Origin of the sequence: Virgibacillus sp. W0430 (assembly GCF_051846935.1) — a bacterium.
In the GTDB taxonomy this organism is placed as follows: domain Bacteria; phylum Bacillota; class Bacilli; order Bacillales; family Amphibacillaceae; genus JBPYCR01.
Genome location: NZ_JBPYCS010000038.1, coordinates 1 through 19,320 on the forward strand (window position 1 = coordinate 1; position 19,320 = coordinate 19,320).

Annotated in this window: 21 protein-coding genes; 6 read left to right on the forward strand and 15 right to left on the reverse strand. The window is 35.1% G+C overall.

The window, feature by feature from the left end; all coding sequences use genetic code 11:
• Positions 1-1,088 precede the first annotated feature (1,088 nt).
• Entirely contained in the window at positions 1,089-1,472 is a 384-nt protein-coding gene (locus ACLIBH_RS13245) for a YgzB family protein (protein WP_439317188.1), read from the forward strand.
• A 79-nt stretch (positions 1,473-1,551) separates the two neighbouring features.
• Positions 1,552-3,288, forward strand: coding sequence for a chorismate-binding protein (locus ACLIBH_RS13250; RefSeq protein ID WP_439317189.1), 1,737 nt, complete (start codon positions 1,552-1,554; stop codon positions 3,286-3,288).
• 46 nt (positions 3,289-3,334) lie between these two features.
• Here the strand turns inward: ACLIBH_RS13250 and perR are convergent, their stop codons facing one another.
• The 7 genes from perR to mutY all read right to left on the reverse strand — a co-directional run bounded on the left by perR (position 3,335) and on the right by mutY (position 9,508).
• A complete protein-coding gene (gene perR / locus ACLIBH_RS13255; RefSeq protein ID WP_439317190.1) occupies positions 3,335-3,784 on the reverse strand; it encodes a peroxide-responsive transcriptional repressor PerR in 450 nt (149 codons plus the stop codon).
• A gap of 145 nt (positions 3,785-3,929) precedes the next feature.
• Positions 3,930-4,496, reverse strand: coding sequence for a cob(I)yrinic acid a,c-diamide adenosyltransferase (locus ACLIBH_RS13260; RefSeq protein ID WP_439317191.1), 567 nt, complete (start codon positions 4,494-4,496; stop codon positions 3,930-3,932).
• Positions 4,497-4,669: 173 nt separating this feature from the next.
• The gene (locus ACLIBH_RS13265) at positions 4,670-5,101 is read right to left on the reverse strand and encodes an ion channel (RefSeq protein ID WP_439317192.1); all 432 of its coding nucleotides are present in this window, start codon (positions 5,099-5,101) and stop codon (positions 4,670-4,672) included.
• A gap of 115 nt (positions 5,102-5,216) precedes the next feature.
• Positions 5,217-6,983 (reverse strand): ABC transporter ATP-binding protein, encoded by a 1,767-nt coding sequence (locus tag ACLIBH_RS13270; RefSeq protein WP_439317193.1) that lies wholly within the window; start codon positions 6,981-6,983, stop codon positions 5,217-5,219.
• 88 nt (positions 6,984-7,071) lie between these two features.
• Entirely contained in the window at positions 7,072-7,599 is a 528-nt protein-coding gene (locus ACLIBH_RS13275) for a DUF402 domain-containing protein (RefSeq protein ID WP_439317207.1), read from the reverse strand.
• 569 nt (positions 7,600-8,168) lie between these two features.
• Positions 8,169-8,333 carry a gamma-type small acid-soluble spore protein gene (locus ACLIBH_RS13280; protein ID WP_439317194.1) on the reverse strand — a complete coding sequence of 55 codons (165 nt, stop codon included), beginning with the start codon at positions 8,331-8,333 and terminating at the stop codon, positions 8,169-8,171.
• Positions 8,334-8,437: 104 nt separating this feature from the next.
• Positions 8,438-9,508 (reverse strand): A/G-specific adenine glycosylase, encoded by a 1,071-nt coding sequence (gene mutY, locus ACLIBH_RS13285; protein WP_439317195.1) that lies wholly within the window; start codon positions 9,506-9,508, stop codon positions 8,438-8,440.
• 93 nt (positions 9,509-9,601) lie between these two features.
• Between mutY and ACLIBH_RS13290 the strand changes: the two genes are divergently transcribed.
• On the forward strand, positions 9,602-10,588 hold the full coding sequence (locus tag ACLIBH_RS13290) for a metal-dependent hydrolase (protein ID WP_439317196.1): 987 nt from the start codon (positions 9,602-9,604) through the stop codon (positions 10,586-10,588).
• 217 nt (positions 10,589-10,805) lie between these two features.
• On the opposite strand, the gene ACLIBH_RS13295 is transcribed toward ACLIBH_RS13290, so the two are convergent.
• Both ACLIBH_RS13295 and recX read right to left on the reverse strand, forming a co-directional pair.
• Positions 10,806-11,144, reverse strand: coding sequence for a YfhH family protein (locus ACLIBH_RS13295; RefSeq protein ID WP_439317197.1), 339 nt, complete (start codon positions 11,142-11,144; stop codon positions 10,806-10,808).
• Entirely contained in the window at positions 11,128-11,979 is an 852-nt protein-coding gene (gene recX, locus ACLIBH_RS13300) for a recombination regulator RecX (RefSeq protein WP_439317198.1), read from the reverse strand. Before recX ends, ACLIBH_RS13295 begins: the two co-directional genes overlap by 17 nt.
• Positions 11,980-12,108: 129 nt before the next feature.
• Here recX and ACLIBH_RS13305 point away from each other — a divergent pair, with 129 nt between their 5' ends.
• Together ACLIBH_RS13305 and ACLIBH_RS13310 are read left to right on the forward strand one after the other, a co-directional pair.
• Positions 12,109-13,014 carry a TIGR01777 family oxidoreductase gene (locus ACLIBH_RS13305; RefSeq protein ID WP_439317199.1) on the forward strand — a complete coding sequence of 302 codons (906 nt, stop codon included), beginning with the start codon at positions 12,109-12,111 and terminating at the stop codon, positions 13,012-13,014.
• 438 nt (positions 13,015-13,452) lie between these two features.
• Positions 13,453-14,016, forward strand: a complete 564-nt coding sequence (locus ACLIBH_RS13310; RefSeq protein WP_439317200.1) for a GNAT family N-acetyltransferase — start codon at positions 13,453-13,455, stop codon at positions 14,014-14,016.
• 48 nt (positions 14,017-14,064) lie between these two features.
• Here ACLIBH_RS13310 and ACLIBH_RS13315 read toward each other — a convergent pair whose 3' ends face one another.
• The gene (locus ACLIBH_RS13315; protein ID WP_439317201.1) at positions 14,065-14,349 is read right to left on the reverse strand and encodes a hypothetical protein; all 285 of its coding nucleotides are present in this window, start codon (positions 14,347-14,349) and stop codon (positions 14,065-14,067) included.
• A gap of 207 nt (positions 14,350-14,556) precedes the next feature.
• On the opposite strand from ACLIBH_RS13315, the gene ACLIBH_RS13320 reads away from it, so the two are divergent.
• Complete coding sequence (locus ACLIBH_RS13320) at positions 14,557-14,979, forward strand: helix-turn-helix domain-containing protein (protein ID WP_439317202.1); 423 nt, start codon at positions 14,557-14,559, stop codon at positions 14,977-14,979.
• A 760-nt stretch (positions 14,980-15,739) separates the two neighbouring features.
• Here the strand turns inward: ACLIBH_RS13320 and ACLIBH_RS13325 are convergent.
• From ACLIBH_RS13325 to ACLIBH_RS13345, 5 genes are all read right to left on the reverse strand, one after another.
• A complete protein-coding gene (locus ACLIBH_RS13325; protein WP_439317203.1) occupies positions 15,740-16,483 on the reverse strand; it encodes a hypothetical protein in 744 nt (247 codons plus the stop codon).
• The gene (locus ACLIBH_RS13330) at positions 16,484-17,338 is read right to left on the reverse strand and encodes an ABC transporter ATP-binding protein (RefSeq protein ID WP_439317204.1); all 855 of its coding nucleotides are present in this window, start codon (positions 17,336-17,338) and stop codon (positions 16,484-16,486) included. It lies immediately after the preceding gene.
• Positions 17,335-17,703: a GntR family transcriptional regulator gene (locus ACLIBH_RS13335; RefSeq protein WP_439317205.1), complete on the reverse strand. Its 369-nt coding sequence runs from the start codon at positions 17,701-17,703 to the stop codon at positions 17,335-17,337. The genes ACLIBH_RS13330 and ACLIBH_RS13335 overlap by 4 nt, the downstream gene beginning before the upstream one ends.
• A gap of 182 nt (positions 17,704-17,885) precedes the next feature.
• Entirely contained in the window at positions 17,886-18,062 is a 177-nt protein-coding gene (locus tag ACLIBH_RS13340; protein WP_439317208.1) for an Arc family DNA-binding protein, read from the reverse strand.
• A gap of 215 nt (positions 18,063-18,277) precedes the next feature.
• The gene (locus ACLIBH_RS13345) at positions 18,278-19,123 is read right to left on the reverse strand and encodes an SPFH domain-containing protein (RefSeq protein ID WP_439317206.1); all 846 of its coding nucleotides are present in this window, start codon (positions 19,121-19,123) and stop codon (positions 18,278-18,280) included.
• Positions 19,124-19,320: the final 197 nt, after the last annotated feature.

A 19,320-nucleotide genomic window follows, 5' to 3' on the forward strand; every position in this document is an offset into this window, starting at 1 on the left:
TAGCTTGTTTCATTTATCGTCAGCTTTCATAATAGAAAGGCTGACCTTCCGAAGAAACACGGAGGTGTTTCTTCGTCTCTTGACATACGAGTTGTATTGTTCAGTTTTCAAGGAGCAAATTTTTCCGTCAACCAAAATGGCGACTTTTATAATATAGCACACTTCGGAATAGGAAGTCAACAATTAATTTTAAAAAAACTTTTTCACTTGCTCGCTGCTTTTTCAGCAACGATATTTACTTTAGCATGGTTAAGGATCGGTGTCAACATTAATTTTATATATAGTTTCTCTCTATAGTATTACTAATTTTTAAATAAGAGGAAAGGATAATATGCTATTTTCATCTACTAGTATGATGCTCGTGGAGCATATTAATGTATGAATAAAATGTTTGTGGGGGGACAGATGCACGAATCTAACTAGATAATATGTGATCAATTTTACTTCGAACGATATACACATGAATAACACCGTTGATTTTCACTGCAGGTGGATGCTTTCCGCGGGCACGGCTTCAGCCTCCTCGGAAAGCGTAGTGTATATCTACTGCGGTCGGTAGGAAGCAATACTAAAATTAACGAATACAAAGAGAGGTTTTTTAGCTTCTTAAAATAACACCCACAAATACGTGACTCAATCCATATGAATGTACTGCTTTCTTTATATTGCTCGTTATTGTTAAAATACTATATGAGATTCTAATAATTTTATCTGGACTAGAAAAATTAGCATAAATAGAAAATCATTTTATAAATAACATATACCTATCAATTGTGTATTTGTATTTAATAAAAGGCTTGAGTAAACTGTTCTACGTTTCAAATACTTCTTCGTACTTCGTAAAAGCGTCTTTTATTTAAGGCTACACAGATTTATTCGTTTACGTTCGGTTCTAAAAAGCTCTTTCCATTTTCATTGATTCAGGCTGTCATAAAAATAAAAACATCCTTCATAATAAATAAGGTTTTAACCATTTTAATATATAATAAAACAAATAAATCGCTCATTCGATACTTCACGTACACCATCTTAGTTTGAAAAATAAAAATATGCTATAATACAAATTGTATTAATTGAGGAGGACGAGCATGGCAGATATTGTATATTCTAGTAAAATTAATAAAATTCGTGCATTTGCACTTATTTTAATATTTGTCGGAATTGCCTTTATGTATATAGGTATTTTGACAAAAAAAGTTGAGTGGTTAATGGTATTGTTTTTCATTATTGGTGTTTTATTCGTTTTATTAAGTACAGTAGTTTACCTCTGGATTGGGATGCTTTCTGTTCGAGCAGTACCTATCGTTTGTCCAAGCTGTGAAAAACCGACAAAGATGCTTGGACGTGTAGATGCTTGTATGCACTGTAAACAACCATTGACACTTGACAAGGACTTAGAAGGTAAAGAGTTTGATGAAAAATACAATACTAGGAAATATAGAAAAGAAGCAAATAAAAATAAGATAACATAAAAATTCCGTCGTATTGGCGGATTTTTTATTCACATTATAAATTATAAAAAATGGATAATTTCCATAGAAGGAGCATGTGATGAGGCCTACTAACAGCCCTTTATTATACTTTAACTTTAAGAATTCGGAACAGAAAACAACCACACCGTTACTCTTTAAAAACCCAATAAAAATTGTCACTGCCGTAAATGTAGAGGAAGTGCTTGCGAGCCTTAGTCAAATACAAGAAGCCGTAAACAAAGGTTATTATGCTGCTGGTTATATCGCATACGAAGCGGCACCCGCCTTTGATCCATCACTCAAGGTGAACCAAAATAGTAACATGCCTCTACTTTGGTTCGGGATTTTCACAAATCCATCTACAGAAACTATTACTACTAGGGAGCATACGCTTCATGCTTGGAAGCCATCGATCACGGTTGCGGAATATCACGATCGCATCGGTATGATCCATAATTACATACGTGAAGGTATCACAAGCCAAATAAATTACACGTTTCCATTTCATGCGGAATTTAGTGGAGATCCTTTTTCTTACTATCAACAACTTAAAAATGCACAGCAAGCGGATTACACTGCATATTTGAACACTGGCAAACACGCCATATTATCCGCATCTCCTGAGCTTTTCTTTCACTTTCATAACGGTAAAGTAGTAACAAAGCCGATGAAGGGAACAATTGAACGTGGGAAAACGTATGAACAAGATGAACAAAATAAACAGTGGTTAAAAAACTCAGAAAAAAATCGTCTCGAAAATAAATTAATCGTTGATTTGATGTGTGAAGATCTAAAAAAAGTATCCGTTGACAGCTCAATCCAAATAACAAATGAATTCGAAGTAGAAAAGTACCCTACTGTATTCCAAATGACATCAACAATAAAAGCAGATGTACTCCCTAATAAAGGTTTTATCGATTTATTAAAAGTTTTATTCCCGAGCGGATCAATTACAGGAATGCCAAAAAGAAAATCAATGGACATCATTTCATTATTAGAAAAAGAGCCAAGAGAAGTTTACTGTGGAGCGATCGGTTATATTACACCAGCTAATGAAGCAATATTTAACGTACCGATTCGAACTGTTTTTATTGATAGCGACCAACATAAAGCAACGTACCATGCAGGCGGTGGAATAACGGCCCATTCACGTGGCGAAGAGGAATATAACGAAGTATTAGCAAAAGCTAAAATTTTAACAGAGATCAGAGATGATTTCCAATTACTTGAAACCTTATGCTTAGATCATGGTACATATCTTCTTTTGAACAACCATCTAGAGCGATTAAAAAAGTCAGCAGCTTACTTTAATTATCAATTAAATATTAGTAAAATTAAAAATCAATTAGAGGGCCTTGCTATAAAAAAGCATACGAAAAAATGGAAGGTACGATTGCTCGTACATAGAAACGGTGCTACTTCTTTAGAAGCGACTGAATTGCCTCCTTTAGAAACGGAAATAAATGTAGCGTTATCCAACAATCCGATTAATAAAGACAACATATTTTTGTATCATAAAACAACGAACCGGAAAGTTTATCATACACATCGTAAAAAAAATGTGTTCGATACATTATTATGGAATGAAAATAAAGAAATAACGGAATTCACAATCGGTAATATTGTAGTGGAGTTAAATAATACCTTATATACACCGCCAATAGAGTCCGGACTATTACATGGAACACTTCGCCAACAGCTGCTTGCGGACAATATAATAGAGGAAAAGAAAATCTTCGTAAAAGACCTTCATAAATGTACTAAAATATGGTTAATCAATAGTGTCCGAGGCTGGGTATCTGTACGCCTCATTTGAAAAATAGCAACTAAAAAACCAAATGCACGTAACTGCATTTGGTTTTTTAATGTGCTTGTTTCGCCGTTTTTTTACATTCAGGGCATTTACCATACAACTCTAACCGGTGGTGACTCACTTCAAAGCCCGTAATTTGCTCTGCTAAAGATTCAACTTCATTTAATGAAGGGTAATGAAAATCAACAATCTTCTCACACTCGCTACAAATAATATGGTAATGATCCTCTGTATTACTATCAAACCGGCTGGACGAATCACCATATGTTAGTTCTCTTACTAATCCGATCTCACGAAGAATTCGTAAATTATTATAAACAGTAGCTACGCTCATATTCGGAAACTTATTTTCCAGTGCTTTATATATTTCATCGGCTGTTGGGTGGTTCAAGGAAGTTAACAAAAATTCAAGAACCGCATGACGTTGGGGCGTAATACGAACACCCGACTCCTTTAATGTTTCAATCGCTGATTGCAATCTGTGATTTGACACCGTCATGCACCTCACTTTCTCTGTAATAATTCAAACAAAATTTATATTATTAAATTATAATCTTTATAATTAGTTTACTCTTTCACTAAAGGTTCTGTCAATGTTAATATAATGTAATACGTTAAATTATATCGTGTTTAATGTATTAACATTATGATGTCGTATCATCTACTTGTAAATTTATTTCTTCTACTTCTAATGTATAATTAATGAAACGAGCAGCTACAAACAAATAATCAGATAGTCGATTCAAGTACGCTAATACAAATGGATTTAAAGTCATACCATCTAATCCAACCGCTAATCGTTCTGCCCTTCTAATAATCGTCCTCGCAACATGGAAAGCATTGGCGGCTGGGTGACCTGATGGCAGGATGAAGTTTTCAAGTGTAGGCAATACACTTTCCCATTCATCTATTTGATGTTCCAGCTCTTTAATATGCTTTTCTTTTAATTTCCAAGCAACTTCACGTTCGCTCGGTGTTGCAAGTTCAGAACCCACATGAAATAAAATGGTTTGCACTCTTTGAATACTTTGATTAAATTGTTCTCTTCCTACCCATTCTTCGTTTCTAAGATAACTTAATGCTAATCCTATCATCGAATTTGCTTCATCACAGGTTCCGTATGCATCGACCCGAGTATCATTTTTGGGTATCCTCCCTCCATACACTAAAGATGTCATACCACTATCCCCGGTTCTTGTATATATTCGCATCTTTTACCTCTTTTCTATCTTATATCATCGTTAAAGAAAGCTATTCTTAAACGTTCGATTAAACTGCTTCTATATTATGATTCGTTCGTAATTTTTTATAGTTTTTTCAATCATCCTATTCTAAGCAACTATTAACGTTAACCGTTCAACATCAGATTTTGTACGAAGTTTCTTTAACTTCCTTCATTAGACGTTTGAACAATTCTAAGCACAAAAGCTGTAGGCAAAATGTACCCAATAAGAGCTTGAATTAAAACGACTAAACGTCCGATTCCAACAGGAGTTATATCTCCATATCCAATCGTTAATAGAGTAACTCCACTAAAATAAAAGGAATGAATAAATGTCCCTAATACGCTAACATCTCGGTACTCCTCATATTCAATAAGAACAACTTGATGAAAAGAAAGAATAAAATAAATTAAGCCAAACCCAATAATAACGATGGAATATATAACAAGCAGCGTATAAAAAATCTCAATTGAAAAGCGGCTCTCCTTCATTTCCATTGAAAAGCGTACTTTCCCTCCTGTTATAAATTCTAAAATACTTTTCATAATTATAAAGCAAATCAATGCAATTAAAAGTGCTGAAATAGTATCCACTGCAATCCCCTGCTATCATTTTTATTATTAAGTATATGCTCATCTATTCCTCTAATAGTATCTTTTTAAAAATTATATAGCAGGGTTGTTATTTATTTTAGATGTCGTTTTTCGGCTATATTTCTTTAACTAATGCATCATCATCTAAGTGCTGCACCTGATATAAGTTAAAGTAACTACCTCTTTTCTGCATTAATTCATCATGTGACCCACTTTCCACTACTTTACCATGCTCCAAAACAACAATCCGATCAGCATGAGTAATTGTTGCTAGTCGATGTGCCACGATAAAGGTGGTACGATCATACGCTAATTTACCCATCGCTTCTTGAATATGATACTCGCTCTCTAAATCTAGTGCAGATGTTGCTTCATCAAAAATTAAAATGGGGGGATTTTTTAAAAACACACGGGCAATTGCCACCCGCTGTTTCTGCCCGCCAGATAGCTTTACTCCTCGTTCACCGACAAGGGTTTCATAGCCATTCGGCAATTTAGAAATAAATTCATGTGCACTTGCCGCTTTAGCTGCGGCTATCACTTCTTCATCAGTTGCATGCGGGTTCCCCATCCGAATATTCGTTGCGATTGATTCGCTAAACAAAATATTATCTTGGAGCACCATCCCAATATTGTTTCGTAATGACCGAGCTGTCACATTGCGAATATCTATACCATCCACTTTAATGGAGCCTTTAATTACATCATAAAACCGAGGGATAAGACTAATTAAGGTGGACTTTCCGCCACCACTCATTCCAACAAGTGCAATTGTTTCTCCTTTTCTAACAGATAAGTTAACACCACTTAACACTTCGCCGTCTTCAGAACTGTAACGAAAGGAAACATTTTCAATGTCAACCTTCCCTTGCACTCTACCTAATTCAATTGCATCCTTTTTATCTTTAATGTCATATTTTTCGTTAAGAAATTCAAATACCCGATCAATCGATGCGATCGACTGTGTTAAAGCAGTGGAAGAATTGATTAATCGGCGGAGAGGACTATAAACCCGCTCCATATACCCGACAAAAGCCATCATCGTTCCTATAGTTAAATCTCCAAGAATTACTTGATACGCTGCAAATGCAATAACAAGTAACGGTGCTAAATCTGTAATCGTATTAGTAACGGCAAATGTTTTTGCATTCCAGCCGGTATGGACGAGTGCTTTATTTAAAAAGTTTTTATTGCGTGCTTCAAATTGCTCTTGCTCGTAATCCTCAAGCGCAAACCCTTTTGTTACAGGCATCCCTTGGACTCTTTCATGTAAGTGACCTTGCACCTCTGCAAGTGCTTGTGATCGATCACGCGTTAATGCGCGAAGCTTTCCATAAAAATACTTAACCGAAAATCCATAAAAAGGGAATAATATAATTGCGACGATCGTTAATTTCACATCCATTGTAAGCATAATACAAATAGCGATTAAGATCGTTACCATATCGAGCCAAACATTCATAAGTCCTGTAATGACAAACGTCTTTGTCTGCTCGACATCATGTATCACCCGGGAAATAATCTCTCCAGTTTTCGTTTCAGAGTAAAATTTTAAGCTTAACCTTTGAATATGATCAAATAATCGATCGCGAATGTCGTATAAAACTTTACTGCCAACCCATTGCGCTAAATATTGTCGATAATATTCTATAGGTGGGCGCAATATTAAAAAGATAAAAAATGAAATACCCATTAGCCAAAATAACTGACTTAGCTTTTCTGATTGCACTTTATCTGCCATGATAATACTGTCAATTACATATTTTAAAATTAAGGGGATTAGTAGAGGGATAGCGAACTTCACTACACCAATAAGGACAGTCCCAACGATTGGCCATTTATATGGCTTTACGAATTGTAAATATTGTTTAATACTACTCATATTATAATCTTCCTCAAATTCATTTTTTGTTTTTGTATTATACTACAATAGAAAACCTTGCTACATTAGAGGTAACAAGGAGTTCGCTTTACGTGTATGTCAAAAACCGTTCATACCATTTATCTATAAAACCAGGTCTAAATGGACCTCTGCGCTGTCGAATCCAGTCTAGTAATAGATCAATATTCGTATACAAAATGTCATCTAGAGCATGCGGATACCCCATCTTCAGTTTATGCTCTTCGTACTCATCTTCATCGACCAATTCATATGTCATATCTGGGTATACTTTAATATCTAAGTCGTAATCTATATATTTTAATACTTGATCTTCCATTAAAAATGGAGTGCCAATATTACAGTAATAATAAATATCGTTATCGCGCAACATTCCAATAATATTAAACCAATAATTTGAATGAAAATAAAAAATGGACGGTTCTCGCGTCTGCCAAATTCGCCCATTACTTTCTACGACCGATGTTTTATCATTTGCACCGATAACAACTTCTTCAGAGCCTTTTAACACAGTATTTTCTTTCCACGTTCGATGTCGGGTGCCATTATGTTTATAGCTCTCAATAATTATGTGTGTGCCAGCAGCTGGAGCGTTCATTTTATCTCCCTTTCCATCCGGATGATACACGTCTATTTCCATGGGAAACATCTCAACTTCCTCAGAGCAAAGAGTCCCTTCCTTTTCGGCTGTTGCTTTTTTATAGGAATCTCCGTAAAACCTGATTTCACACCGTCTAATTTCACGGGTGCTGTGTATGTTCTTTTTATCCTTGAAGGTTTTTGTTTATAACAATCGAACCTCATCCGTGCCTTTTAACTGTCTATTTAATAGTATAATGCTCTTTGAGTTTAATTTAAAGCTATATGTTCACTATAAAGAGCATCTGTTCCTTTCATTTTTAAGAGGAGAACTTTATACATAAAGTATAACAAGATTTTAAAATAACGAAAAAGAGCTCAATCAACATAAATAATGATGATTGAGCCCTCTTTACATCGTGTGGCTAACCTAATCCTGGCTAGCTCTGTAGTTTTGAACAAATTAAACGAAATCATCGTGCAATTACTTACTAGCTAAAATCACGTGAGTAGCTTAATTAAAATCACTCACAGTTATTTTATCAAGCAACATGATTTTGCCACTCAAAAAACGTTCGTTGTTAGTACTTATTTTTTATTTTGCTTTGACTTTTGATTTTGTCTTCTTACTTCCTGTGCATCGGTTTCAGATGCAAATTCCGCACCATATTGACCTTGTGCAGCTTGTTGGTTTTGTTGTCTCACTTTTTGAACGTTTGTTCCAGACGCTGTGTTTTTTGGGTTTTTAGCCATTCGTATCACCTCCGCAGTTATTAACTTCTCCACATTTGAAAAAGTTATCCAAAATGATGTTTGGAATTTTATACCATGTTCAGAAGTGTACGCAAGCTATCGTTCTATTCTGTTATAAGCTCCTTTATTTTCGAATGAGATACAGAAAATGGGAGTAATTCCATTTCCTCCTTTGATTTAAATAACAAATCGTTAGCTTTATTTTCTTCCATTAACTTGGCTTCATAAATGTCTAATTCCCATACTAAATGAGAAAAGACATGTTTTAGTTTTTCTTTTTTACCTTTTAATTTAATTTTCAAGCCGTATTCTCCGTAGACCCAATGTTCGATATGATCCATTCCAATTTCATCAATAGGCACCATCAAAAATTGCCACATATTAGCCAATAAACCTGTAGCGCTTCTTTTTTCCACTGCATATTCATTATTTTTATTTTTGATTAGCAAAACGACATACGGGATAATCTTTTTCTTTCTATCCTTTGATTTAACTGGCAACGTTCTCTCTAAGCCTGCCCTAAAAGCTTTACAATGTGACTGAACTGGACAGAGCAAGCATTGTGGCGTTTTTGGTATGCATACAAGTGCACCTAACTCCATGACGGCTTGATTAAATACCGAAGGACGGTCTGTAGGAACAAATTGCTTCACATATTCTTCAAACTTCTTTTTAACACGCTGCATAGCAATATTTTCTTCTATTTGCAATATACGAGAAAACACACGCATAACATTTCCATCAACAGCAGGCACTGGCTGATTAAAAGCGATTGAAAGAATCGCTCCTTTTGTATATGGACCGATCCCTTTCAGTGCACCTAATTCATCTGGATTATTCGGAACGACTCCATCATACGAAGCTACAACCTCCCGAACAGCATGTTGAAAATTTTTAGCTCGAGAATAATAACCAAGGCCTTCCCATTCCTTTAATACAGCTTGTTCTTCTGCATCAGCTAATGCTTGTGGAGTAGGAAAGCGGGCTATAAATCGATTAAAATAGGGAATAACAGTATCAACCTTTGTTTGCTGAAGCATAATTTCTGATACCCAAATTTTATAAGGATCCGACGTTCTTCTCCATGGAAGATCTCGTTTATTGTTTTCATACCAATCCATTAAGTCTTGTTGAAAACCTTTAATGTTAAAATCTTGTAATTCTTTTGCACTCATCTTATCCCTCCATTGTGTTACAATAAAAACGTAAAATACAAAATGAATTTAACTGTAATACTCGGACTAATTTGGATTTAGGAGGTTTACTATATGGATACAGGTACCCATATCGTTATGGGTGTTGCACTTGGTGGTCTGGCCACCTTGGATCCCGTTGTAAATAATGATCCCGTATTGTTTCACGCAGTAATGACTGGAACAATCGCTGGCTCATTAGCACCGGATTTTGACACTGTTCTAAAATTAAAAAATAATGCCACATATATTCGCCACCATAGGGGCGCGACCCATTCTGTGCCAGCTGTTATTATTTGGGGGATTTTAATTGCGGCAATCATTTACATGTTCGTACCCAATATAAATGGATTGCATCTATGGTTGTGGACGTTTCTAGCCGTTATTATCCATGTTTTTGTAGATATATTTAATGCATACGGCACGCAAGCATATCGGCCCTTTACAAATAAGTGGGTAGCCTACGGTTTTATTAATACATTCGATCCGTATATTTTCTTGTTGCACATTGCTGGTATAATTGCTTGGATGCTTGGGGCTTCTCCCGGGTTTACTTGGGTCATCGTTTACGTTGTCGTGTTTTTATATTATTTAAAAAGGTATTTTGATAAAAAAGAAATTGTGAAAAAAATTCATGATTACTTCCCTAACACGATACAAATCGCAACATCACCTACCATTAGGCAAAATGCCTGGAGAGTAGCGATAACTACATCAGATCGTTTTTATGTAGGTACAGTAGATCATGGTCATATCCAAATTATCGATGAATTTAAAAAAGTTCCCTTACCGGACTCTACTATCATTAATGCAGCAAAAGAGGATAAAAATATATCTGCGTTTTTATCGTTCTCGCCTGTGTATCGTTGGGAAATTAATGAATATGACTACTTTACAGAAGTACGTTTAATTGACTTGCGTTACCGGTCAAAGGGCCATTACCCTTTTGTTGCTGTAGCGCAAATTAACAAGCATTATCAAGTAATAAATAGCTACACTGGTTGGATCTTTTCAGAAAGAAAGCTACAGAGTAAGCTTTACTTTGGGGATAATCCGACTTAAGCCCAGTTTTCTTATTTATATAATTATACGTACGCAAGTATTCAAACAGGTGAGGCTGGGGCAAAAGTATTTCACTAGATAAAAAACCAACCAATTCGATTAGACTATTTCCCTGCTTAGTCTTGTTCATCATTCGTGGTGGTTTTACTTAGTAACTTTATGTCCCAACACCTCTCTTTCATACTCCCCATGTTCTTTATGAGCTAGCATAAATGTCTTACTCTTCTGTTATTCGATCTTCAAGCAAAGACAGAGGTATAGCTTCTTCTCTATCATACATTTCATTAAGCAAATTGATTCGATGGCCCCATGCCATTACACCGTTAATATAATTAATTTTAAACGTATGTCCCGGATCCCCATTTAAAGTATAAACCGTTCCTGCTTGATAATCTTCAGGATTTACCATATAAGATAAAACAATTTGTAGTTTTCTTTCATTTATTGCTACTTTACTTAACTGTCCAAGTTGTTCGGCCTTCTGTACTTTTTCTTTAAGCTTTGCCACCTCTTCACGTAATTGTTCAACCGTATAATCGCTATAACGAGTCATCATCTGCATCCTCTCTTACTGTTGTAAAGTTATTTTCATTTGCTTCAAAAAAACGATTAATCATTTTAATGGAAAACCCTTGTCTATATAATCCTGTTTTCACTTTATTTTTTAATTCATAATTGGAAAACCGTTTCCCATATCGCTGTATCATTTTATTGCCGTGATGTATTACAGCGTCCCACTCATCATTTTTCTCGTCCGAAATGTTAATATTTTGTAGTGCATCTTGAATGACCTCTTCAGAAAACCCCTTCTGTGCCAATGATGCCTTAATTGATTGCAGTCGTTTTTGTAACGCGTTTTTCTTTTTTTGATTTAATTTCTTTTGAGCCCAGTTGATCGCCTTCTCATATTGAAGCTCATACGTAAATTGTTCAATTGCTTTAGCTGCAATTTCCGATGAGATTCCTTTTGCTATTAATTCTTGCTTTACGACTAATGGTCCCTTATCCGACATATTTATTCGATTACGAACAAAGCTATCGGAAAAAGCTTCATCATTTAACAAATTTTCTTTATAAAGTTTTTCAATTATGCGAGGAATTTGTACTTCATCGACATCCTTATTCAATAAGTGAATTTCCAACTCTTTTTTTGTACGCATACGATAGCTTAAAAAACGAATAGCCATACTATACGATTGATGGAAGGTTTCATCATTACGTATTTGTTCATATATTGATTGCTCAAGCTTCATCCCTTTTTTTAAGCGATATTTAATTAACACATCTTCATCAATGCCAAACCCGAATGTTTCACCTTGTCCATTATCGATATAGATATTATAACGATGTTTATTTCGCTTTTGGGTTGTAATTCGCGAAATAATTGCCATTTGTTTCACCTCTCTGTCGTTATCATACCATGAACAAAAAAATGTATGGTACACTTCAATATAATTAGTGAATGATATGTAAAGTTGTAAAAACAACACCTATATATAATACACGAGGAGGTTGATGAAATGAATATTTTAATAACAGGTGGAACAGGTTTTGTAGGAAAAAGGCTTATAAGTCATCTGGCGAGCTATGGATATCACGCGTTTGTTTTAACGCGCTCCCCTCATAAATATACGAACGATCGTTCCACTACGTACCTTAATTATTCCATACGTCCGGAAGAACTGCCAACAATTCATGCTGTTATTAATTTAGCAGGCGACTCTTTATTCGGCTATTGGACCGAAAAAAAGAAGCAATTAATTCTCTCAAGTAGACTTCAAATTACTGAAAAACTTATTCACATTATGTCCGAGATGAAACAAAAACCTAACGTTTTAATAAACGCTTCCGCTATTGGTTATTACGGTACATCGGAAGAAAAAATTTTTACAGAAGCGACAACTACACCAGGGAATGACTTTTTAGCTGATGTAGCTACGTCGTGGGAGAATAAAGCGAGCAATGCAGCCGCACTCGGGATTCGAACCGTTTATGTTCGTTTTGGAGTAATATTAGAAAAGACCGGAGGTGCTCTACCGCTTATGGCTCTTCCTGTTTCATATTTTGCCGGGGGGAAAATTGGAAAGGGAGAACAATGGATCTCCTGGATTCACCTTGATGATGTCATTAAAATTATTTTGTTTTGTATTCATCATACTGAGATCGCAGGACCTATAAATGCAACAGCTCCTTCTCCAAAAAGAAATAAAGACTTCATGAAAGTCTTAGCTAAGTCGTTAAAACGACCGTATTGGTTCCCTACCCCTTCCTCTCTCATTCGATTGACGCTAGGGGAAATGAGTGAACTAATTACGAAAGGACAATACGTATCACCTGATCGTTTACTAGCATATGGATATACGTTTACTTATCCTGAGTTAGAAAAAGCATTACACACTATTTACCATTATAAAAATAACATTTAATTATTAAAAATATATTTTCTTTTTAAAGATATCGTTGTAAAATAAAGTAAGAAATAATTTAGTGCTATATATAACTTTGAAAGGTGTTCTCTGCTAACAATTAAAATGAGTTTTAAATATCGGTTATTGGAATGACGTGTGGGATAATTACATTAAAACTAATTATTAACAAATGTATACTCGTGTAAGAAGGGTGTATACAGCAAAGATCATCAACGAGAGTCAATTCGTTATTCACACGTTTTTCTATAATCTAAAATATATAAGTCACTGTAAGATGGGAAGGCAAATGGTGCGCCACCAGTATGCTCTGGTTCTAGTGGGTTCGATTCCCACCCCGAATTTTTGTTGCACGTTAAATAAAAATTCGTGGGTAACCTTGCCTGATCCCTGTCTGCTTTTAGGATACCCACCTTTAGTAAAGAGGAGGGTTTTTCTATGCTTAAAACACGTGATTTACATGAAGTTCCTGAGTTATTTCAATTATTAATTAGTCCGAAGGTTTTTCCTTTTGTTCGTCATAAGGCTGCTACATCCGATGAATATTACTTTATAACGAAGAAAACGATAGAAGAAGAATCTAATGGAAGCTTAATATCTCGTACTATATTAGATGAATACGAACATCCAATTGGTACAATTAATTTGTTTGATATTAAAAACAACTATGGCTTTTTAGCGACCTGGATTGGAGAACCGTATTTTGGAAAAGGGTACAATAAGCTAGCAAAAGAGTTATTTTTAAACGAGTTATTTTTTGACAATGATACGATACAAACCGTTTTTATGAAAGTTAGAAGAACAAATACTCGTTCGGCTAAAGCAGCATTAAAGCTTCCCTTTGTCGTTAACGGAAAGGAATTATTCCCAGATATTTACTTCGCAATTAATCAAATAGAGGATGTTTATGATTTGTTTGTAATACCGAAAGAATTGTATATTTCTTGCACGCAATTTATCCAAGAATCTGCTGCTTCTGTAGATGGCGAAGAAGCTTCTTAGCAGGAAAAGGTAAGCCGATTATTGTACGGTTTATCTTTTCCTGTTTTTTTAATTCGTTATTACGAGTGAACGCTTCATTAATTTACTCCTCGCATACAATTCTGCACCTTCTTTATGTTCTGCCCAGCCATACCCTACAGCTATCCTTTCTGTTTCTAAAATGAGTGCCGACTGTAACACTTCTTCCCAATTAATATTCCATAAAAATATTAGTACCGTATGATTTTCTAAAACATGAATTTCATACTGCCTTTTAAAAAACATCGATCGAAGCATTCTACACTTTGTTAAGCTCAACATAGTTGGTTCGTATAAAATAAGACAGCTAACCATTTTACCATCCCCTTTTGTTCTGTTTCGGAACACAACATAATTCGTAACGATAAAGAACGACCATTTCCTTTTAACGAGAGTGAATCATGATAGGATAAAGTTGCACTTTTAGTTGTACTAAAATTACCATACCTTTTATATAGTTGCTCGACAATGTTTGCTTGAACATTTTACGCCAAATATTTGTAGAGGCAGAGTGGATGAAGAATGACTTTAGCTACAGAACAAATCGCCTATAATATTAAATTTTTCCGCGAGCAAAACAATTGGACACAAAAGGAGCTCGCTAATAAACTGTTGCTTTCTCGATCTGTTGTGGCAAAATGGGAGAGCAATGCTACTATGCCTGATATTACTACTCTATTGAAATTAAGTAATGTATTCAATGTAACGCTTGACCACTTAGTAGGTAATTATTCATTTCAAAATGATCTTTTAAAGGAATTCAAACGAATTTACAGCTCGACTTCAAAATCATTCGATGTGGAAGTTGTTGAGTTAATAGAATACTTGATGACACATCCAAACTTTAAAAATTACATATACCGATTAAAAAACTTACCATTAAAAAGACAGCAATCCATTCATAAGCTCTTTCATCAACTAATTGAACAGTATGAACAAACTTAATTTAACGGTAGTAACTAACGAGATCTGGATAAATTTATTCAGGTCTCTTTTTTAAAATTATTTTACTACTCCATATACTGTACGTACAGAGGTTGGCATATTTTGGGGGTTCTCCTAAAACGAGCAGTCGCCACCTCTCGTTCCAAATAACTATAAGGCTTCCGTAAATTATAGAACATACGTTCTATGTTGGCAAGCTTAAACAAATAATAAAGACTCGTTAATCCGTTATATTATGTTATACACCATATAATATCATGATTGTCGACTGGATACTGTATAGATTTATGGAATGTATTTACTTAGAATAGAAGAAGGGCAAACAAGCAAAACAAACATTATTTGTGCTCAGTCGAGTTGATTGGAACGCAAGGTGGCGACTCCCGCGGAACGCGTCCACCTTACGTTCCAATCAACGATAGAATAAATCATAATAAAAGGCATAGACGCACCATGTACGACTATACCAACTTTTTAATAAACGTTCATCGCTACTAGCACGACACTAAAGGTGGCTCCTTATCATTAACAAAAAGACTTTGCTCAAAAAATGATCTTTTTTCAGTTGCCTCACGAATGGAAGCTGAGAGAACTCAGCAAGAGAAAGATAATCGGTGAGATTCCAATACGCTAGGAATCTCACCAGTCTCCCGCGAAAAGCAAGCATATGCTAGCGCCGCTAACTATGGTGTATTAAAGATTTTAAATATCCCCCACAAAAAAGTGACTCAATCCTTCCAACATATCGTTTACCCGTACATTATGTTACCGTTATTCTCCTTAATAATAAGAAGGATAAAATGTACAGCACGAAAGCTACTCCTACTAATTGGACAAAAAATATAATACTAAAGTTTTGAAAAATAGTCACTAGGAAGTCCCATAGCCAGCCATCCGCCATCCCAATAATAAATAGTAAACCAATAACACCGATAAAACTAAACCCTCCGATAAGTTTATATCGGAAAAAAACAAGGCCTAAAATAAAACCAGCAGTAAGTAAGAAAAATGAGACCGAAGTATCGATTACGAATCGTGTCATCCACGTATCCTGGACAAAATAAGCTAGATGATTAAACGAAAAAGACTGCTCTCCATCGGAAATGATAAACATACTACGAGCATTATTTGAAACGGAATTTCCTCCAAAAAACTTGTACATATACGTTACAATAGAGTGGATCGTATTTGCAAAAAGTGCATTAAAAGCAGCTATACTTATAAAGTGAATACCAATACTTGTAAATAAGTTCTTCCTTGTGGAGCCCATTTTTATTAAAAAAGGGATGTATCCTTTAACGGTTAATTGTCCAACAATTGCTGCAAATACATAAATAGGAAAAGCTAAATTAAACACAATAACGGACGTGGTATCTTTAACAAATACAAGCTCAAAAGCGATCGTAACAACTAAAATACTTAACAAAATAATCCAAAAAATTTTCAAAGAATACATGACATGTGTTGTTAAATAGTATAAGGAGCCTTTTATTTGTCGGTCCATTTATGCTCCCTCCTTTTCCGTTAAATAGATCATTAACTCCTGAATAGGGACACCTTCTACTTTTAAACCAGCTGCAATCGCTTCTTGTGGATCACCAAAGACATAAGCATTCATCATACCTGCTAATTCTTTTTTCTGGATCACCTTTTTACTCGTAATAAAAGATTGAACGCTTGCAACTGAGCCTGTTACGGCATACGTTTGATCCCGTAACGTATCTGCACCCTCTTGTAATACTAACTCACCAGCCTGTAATATCAGTACTTCTTCAAACAGAAGGCTCACTTCGTCAATTAAGTGGGTAGAGAAAATTATCGTTCGTTTTTCTGATTCGTATTCTTCCAAAAGTATTTCATAAAACTTTTTGCGTGCTGCTGCATCAAGCCCGATATACGGTTCATCAAAAATTGTTATTTCGGCTTTGCTTGCCAATGCTACAATAATTCCAAGCGCGGATTCCATTCCTTTTGACAACGTCTTCACTTTTGCATTTAAACTTAATTTATAATGTGCAAGCAGCTCTATCGCCAATTCATTATCCCATTTTGGATAAAATAAAGAATACGTACGTAACACCTGCTTTATTTTTGAATCTTTATGAAAGTTGCCTCCTTCTTTAATTAGGCAGACTTTTTTTGTTATATTACGATTATCAAATGGAGATTCTCCATCAATAAAAATTTCTCCACTCGTTTGCAAATTGTGACCTGCTAAAATTTCCATGAAAGTCGTTTTTCCAGCTCCGTTTCTTCCGAGCAAGCCGTATATCTTTGGTTCTTTCAACGTAAACGACACGTTATTCAAAGCGTAATTAGAGTTATACTTTTTACAAATGTGCTTAACTTCAATTTTCATGAGCGCTGTCCCCTCCTAACCATTTTCACTAATTGTTCCTCTGTTATGTTTAGTTTCTTCGCTTCTTTACTTAAAGGTAGTATATAATTTGTGAAAAATTGATCCTTTCTTTTTTCCATTAGATCTGCACGTGCATTTTCTGTTACGAACATACCTATTCCCCTCCGTTTAACTAAAACGTTCTCGGCAACAAGCTCATTAATCCCTTTAGCAGCTGTAGCCGGATTTATTTTATAAAACTTTGCAAACTCGTTTGTTGATGGTACACGTTCTCCTGCCTGTATCGACGCATCTATAATGGAATCCTCGATATACTCTTTTATTTGCATATAAATTGGTTTACTTTCATCAAATTTAATTCTCATATTATCACTCCGACGTCAATTGGTTAGTTACCAGTGTAATTAACCATATAACTAATTGTAACTATTGTCAACTACCTCTCCTAAAAGTAAAATTAAAAAAACAAAAAAACAACTCAAAATTGCGTATTTTTTCGAGTTGTTTTTTGACGAGTATTTTTGATAGACTCACTAATAGAAGCAGTTTATTCACCTATTTTTTTATTCTCACTTTTTGGCAGTCTTCCTGCTCGATTTGATGATTCACGGAGCAAGTATTCAATATGGCTATTAACACTGCGAAATTCATCTTTTGCCCATTTTTCCAAGATATCATACAATTTGGGGTCTAAACGCAATGGAAATTGTTTTTTTTTCATAATACCCCTCTTTATTACCGATTCACAATCACATATGCCTATTAAGTTATGCATTTTAGCTACTTTCTTGTTCTAATCGGCTTTTAAACTTTTTATTTCGTTGCAGACTTGTCCGAATGCTTTTTCTAATTTATATTTCAAACGGTTTTTTTCAGCTTTTTTAGATAAGTATAGAAAAAGCTTCATGCGATATTTATTTTTTCCTGAGCCTTTGAAAATTACTGATAGAGAGAGCCCGTATTAATAACTGGCTGAGCACCATGATCGGATACAATTGCAACAAGCAAATTATTAATCATCGCAACTCTTCTTTCATCATCCAACTCAATGACAGCTTCTTTTTCCATCCGTTCAATCGCATCCTGTACCATACCAACAGCACCTTCAACAATTTTTTTTCGTGCGGCAATAATAGCACTTGCCTGCTGGCGCTGAAGCATCGCTTGCGCAATTTCAGTCGAATATGCTAAATGCGTTAATCGGGCTTCTATAATTTCTACTCCGGCTACTTTTAGCCGATCCTGCACCTCTCGTTTTAATTCTCCAGAAATCTCTTCAGCATTGCCGCGCAATGTTAGTTCCGTATTCTCAAACGTATCGTATGGATATTTAGTTGCTACAGCGCGAATCGCAGTTTCACTTTGTATCTCTACAAATTGTTCATACCGATCAACATCAAACACTGCTTTTGCCGAATCGACAACTTTAAATACAATTACAGCAGCAATCTCAATAGGATTTCCATTTACATCATTCACTTTTAGCCGCTTGCTATTAAAATTACGTACGCGCAAGGAGATTGTTTTCCGTATTGTAAATGGGATAGTAATAACAATCCCTTCCTGTCGTATACTTCCCATATATTTACCAAGAAAGATAACGACGACAGATTGATTAGGCTGTACGAGTGTTATCCCTGTTCCCAACGTAATTGCAACAATTAAACAAATTGCAGCAATAATATATTGCCCTTCCAGTATGCTAAAAAAACTACAAGCTAGAAGTACAGCAATAATAAAAATTCCTAAAAACCCATTAATAGACCACGCAGCTTTCTCTCTCATTTTTAACACCCCATAGTAGTTGAAATTTTGTTATATCAATATGATATCATTTATGTATAAATTTGTAAATTAATAATGCGATTTAAGAACTGCTTTTCAATAGTCCATCCAACGGACTTTTTTCTGGAATAATATAATAATCCTTACCATTCGTAGTTACAACGATATCGCCAAATACAGCTGTCGAATAAATATGA

Excerpts from the sequence above, each read along its gene's own strand:
- ACLIBH_RS13345 (WP_439317206.1), bottom strand. The coding sequence starts at position 19,123 with ATGAGAGAGAAAGCTGCGTGGTCTATTAATGGGTTTTTAGGAATTTTT.
- ACLIBH_RS13310 (WP_439317200.1), top strand. The coding sequence starts at position 13,453 with ATGCTTAAAACACGTGATTTACATGAAGTTCCTGAGTTATTTCAATTA.
- ACLIBH_RS13290 (WP_439317196.1), top strand. The coding sequence starts at position 9,602 with ATGGATACAGGTACCCATATCGTTATGGGTGTTGCACTTGGTGGTCTG.
- ACLIBH_RS13270 (WP_439317193.1), bottom strand. The coding sequence starts at position 6,983 with ATGAGTAGTATTAAACAATATTTACAATTCGTAAAGCCATATAAATGG.
- ACLIBH_RS13325 (WP_439317203.1), bottom strand. The coding sequence starts at position 16,483 with ATGGACCGACAAATAAAAGGCTCCTTATACTATTTAACAACACATGTC.
- ACLIBH_RS13245 (WP_439317188.1), top strand. The coding sequence starts at position 1,089 with ATGGCAGATATTGTATATTCTAGTAAAATTAATAAAATTCGTGCATTT.
- mutY (WP_439317195.1), bottom strand. The coding sequence starts at position 9,508 with ATGAGTGCAAAAGAATTACAAGATTTTAACATTAAAGGTTTTCAACAA.
- ACLIBH_RS13330 (WP_439317204.1), bottom strand. The coding sequence starts at position 17,338 with ATGAAAATTGAAGTTAAGCACATTTGTAAAAAGTATAACTCTAATTAC.
- ACLIBH_RS13320 (WP_439317202.1), top strand. The coding sequence starts at position 14,557 with ATGACTTTAGCTACAGAACAAATCGCCTATAATATTAAATTTTTCCGC.
- ACLIBH_RS13260 (WP_439317191.1), bottom strand. The coding sequence starts at position 4,496 with ATGCGAATATATACAAGAACCGGGGATAGTGGTATGACATCTTTAGTG.
- ACLIBH_RS13250 (WP_439317189.1), top strand. The coding sequence starts at position 1,552 with ATGAGGCCTACTAACAGCCCTTTATTATACTTTAACTTTAAGAATTCG.
- ACLIBH_RS13315 (WP_439317201.1), bottom strand. The coding sequence starts at position 14,349 with ATGGTTAGCTGTCTTATTTTATACGAACCAACTATGTTGAGCTTAACA.
- recX (WP_439317198.1), bottom strand. The coding sequence starts at position 11,979 with ATGGCAATTATTTCGCGAATTACAACCCAAAAGCGAAATAAACATCGT.
- ACLIBH_RS13335 (WP_439317205.1), bottom strand. The coding sequence starts at position 17,703 with ATGAGAATTAAATTTGATGAAAGTAAACCAATTTATATGCAAATAAAA.
- ACLIBH_RS13305 (WP_439317199.1), top strand. The coding sequence starts at position 12,109 with ATGAATATTTTAATAACAGGTGGAACAGGTTTTGTAGGAAAAAGGCTT.
- perR (WP_439317190.1), bottom strand. The coding sequence starts at position 3,784 with ATGACGGTGTCAAATCACAGATTGCAATCAGCGATTGAAACATTAAAG.
- ACLIBH_RS13275 (WP_439317207.1), bottom strand. The coding sequence starts at position 7,599 with ATGAACGCTCCAGCTGCTGGCACACACATAATTATTGAGAGCTATAAA.
- ACLIBH_RS13295 (WP_439317197.1), bottom strand. The coding sequence starts at position 11,144 with ATGATGACTCGTTATAGCGATTATACGGTTGAACAATTACGTGAAGAG.
- ACLIBH_RS13280 (WP_439317194.1), bottom strand. The coding sequence starts at position 8,333 with ATGGCTAAAAACCCAAAAAACACAGCGTCTGGAACAAACGTTCAAAAA.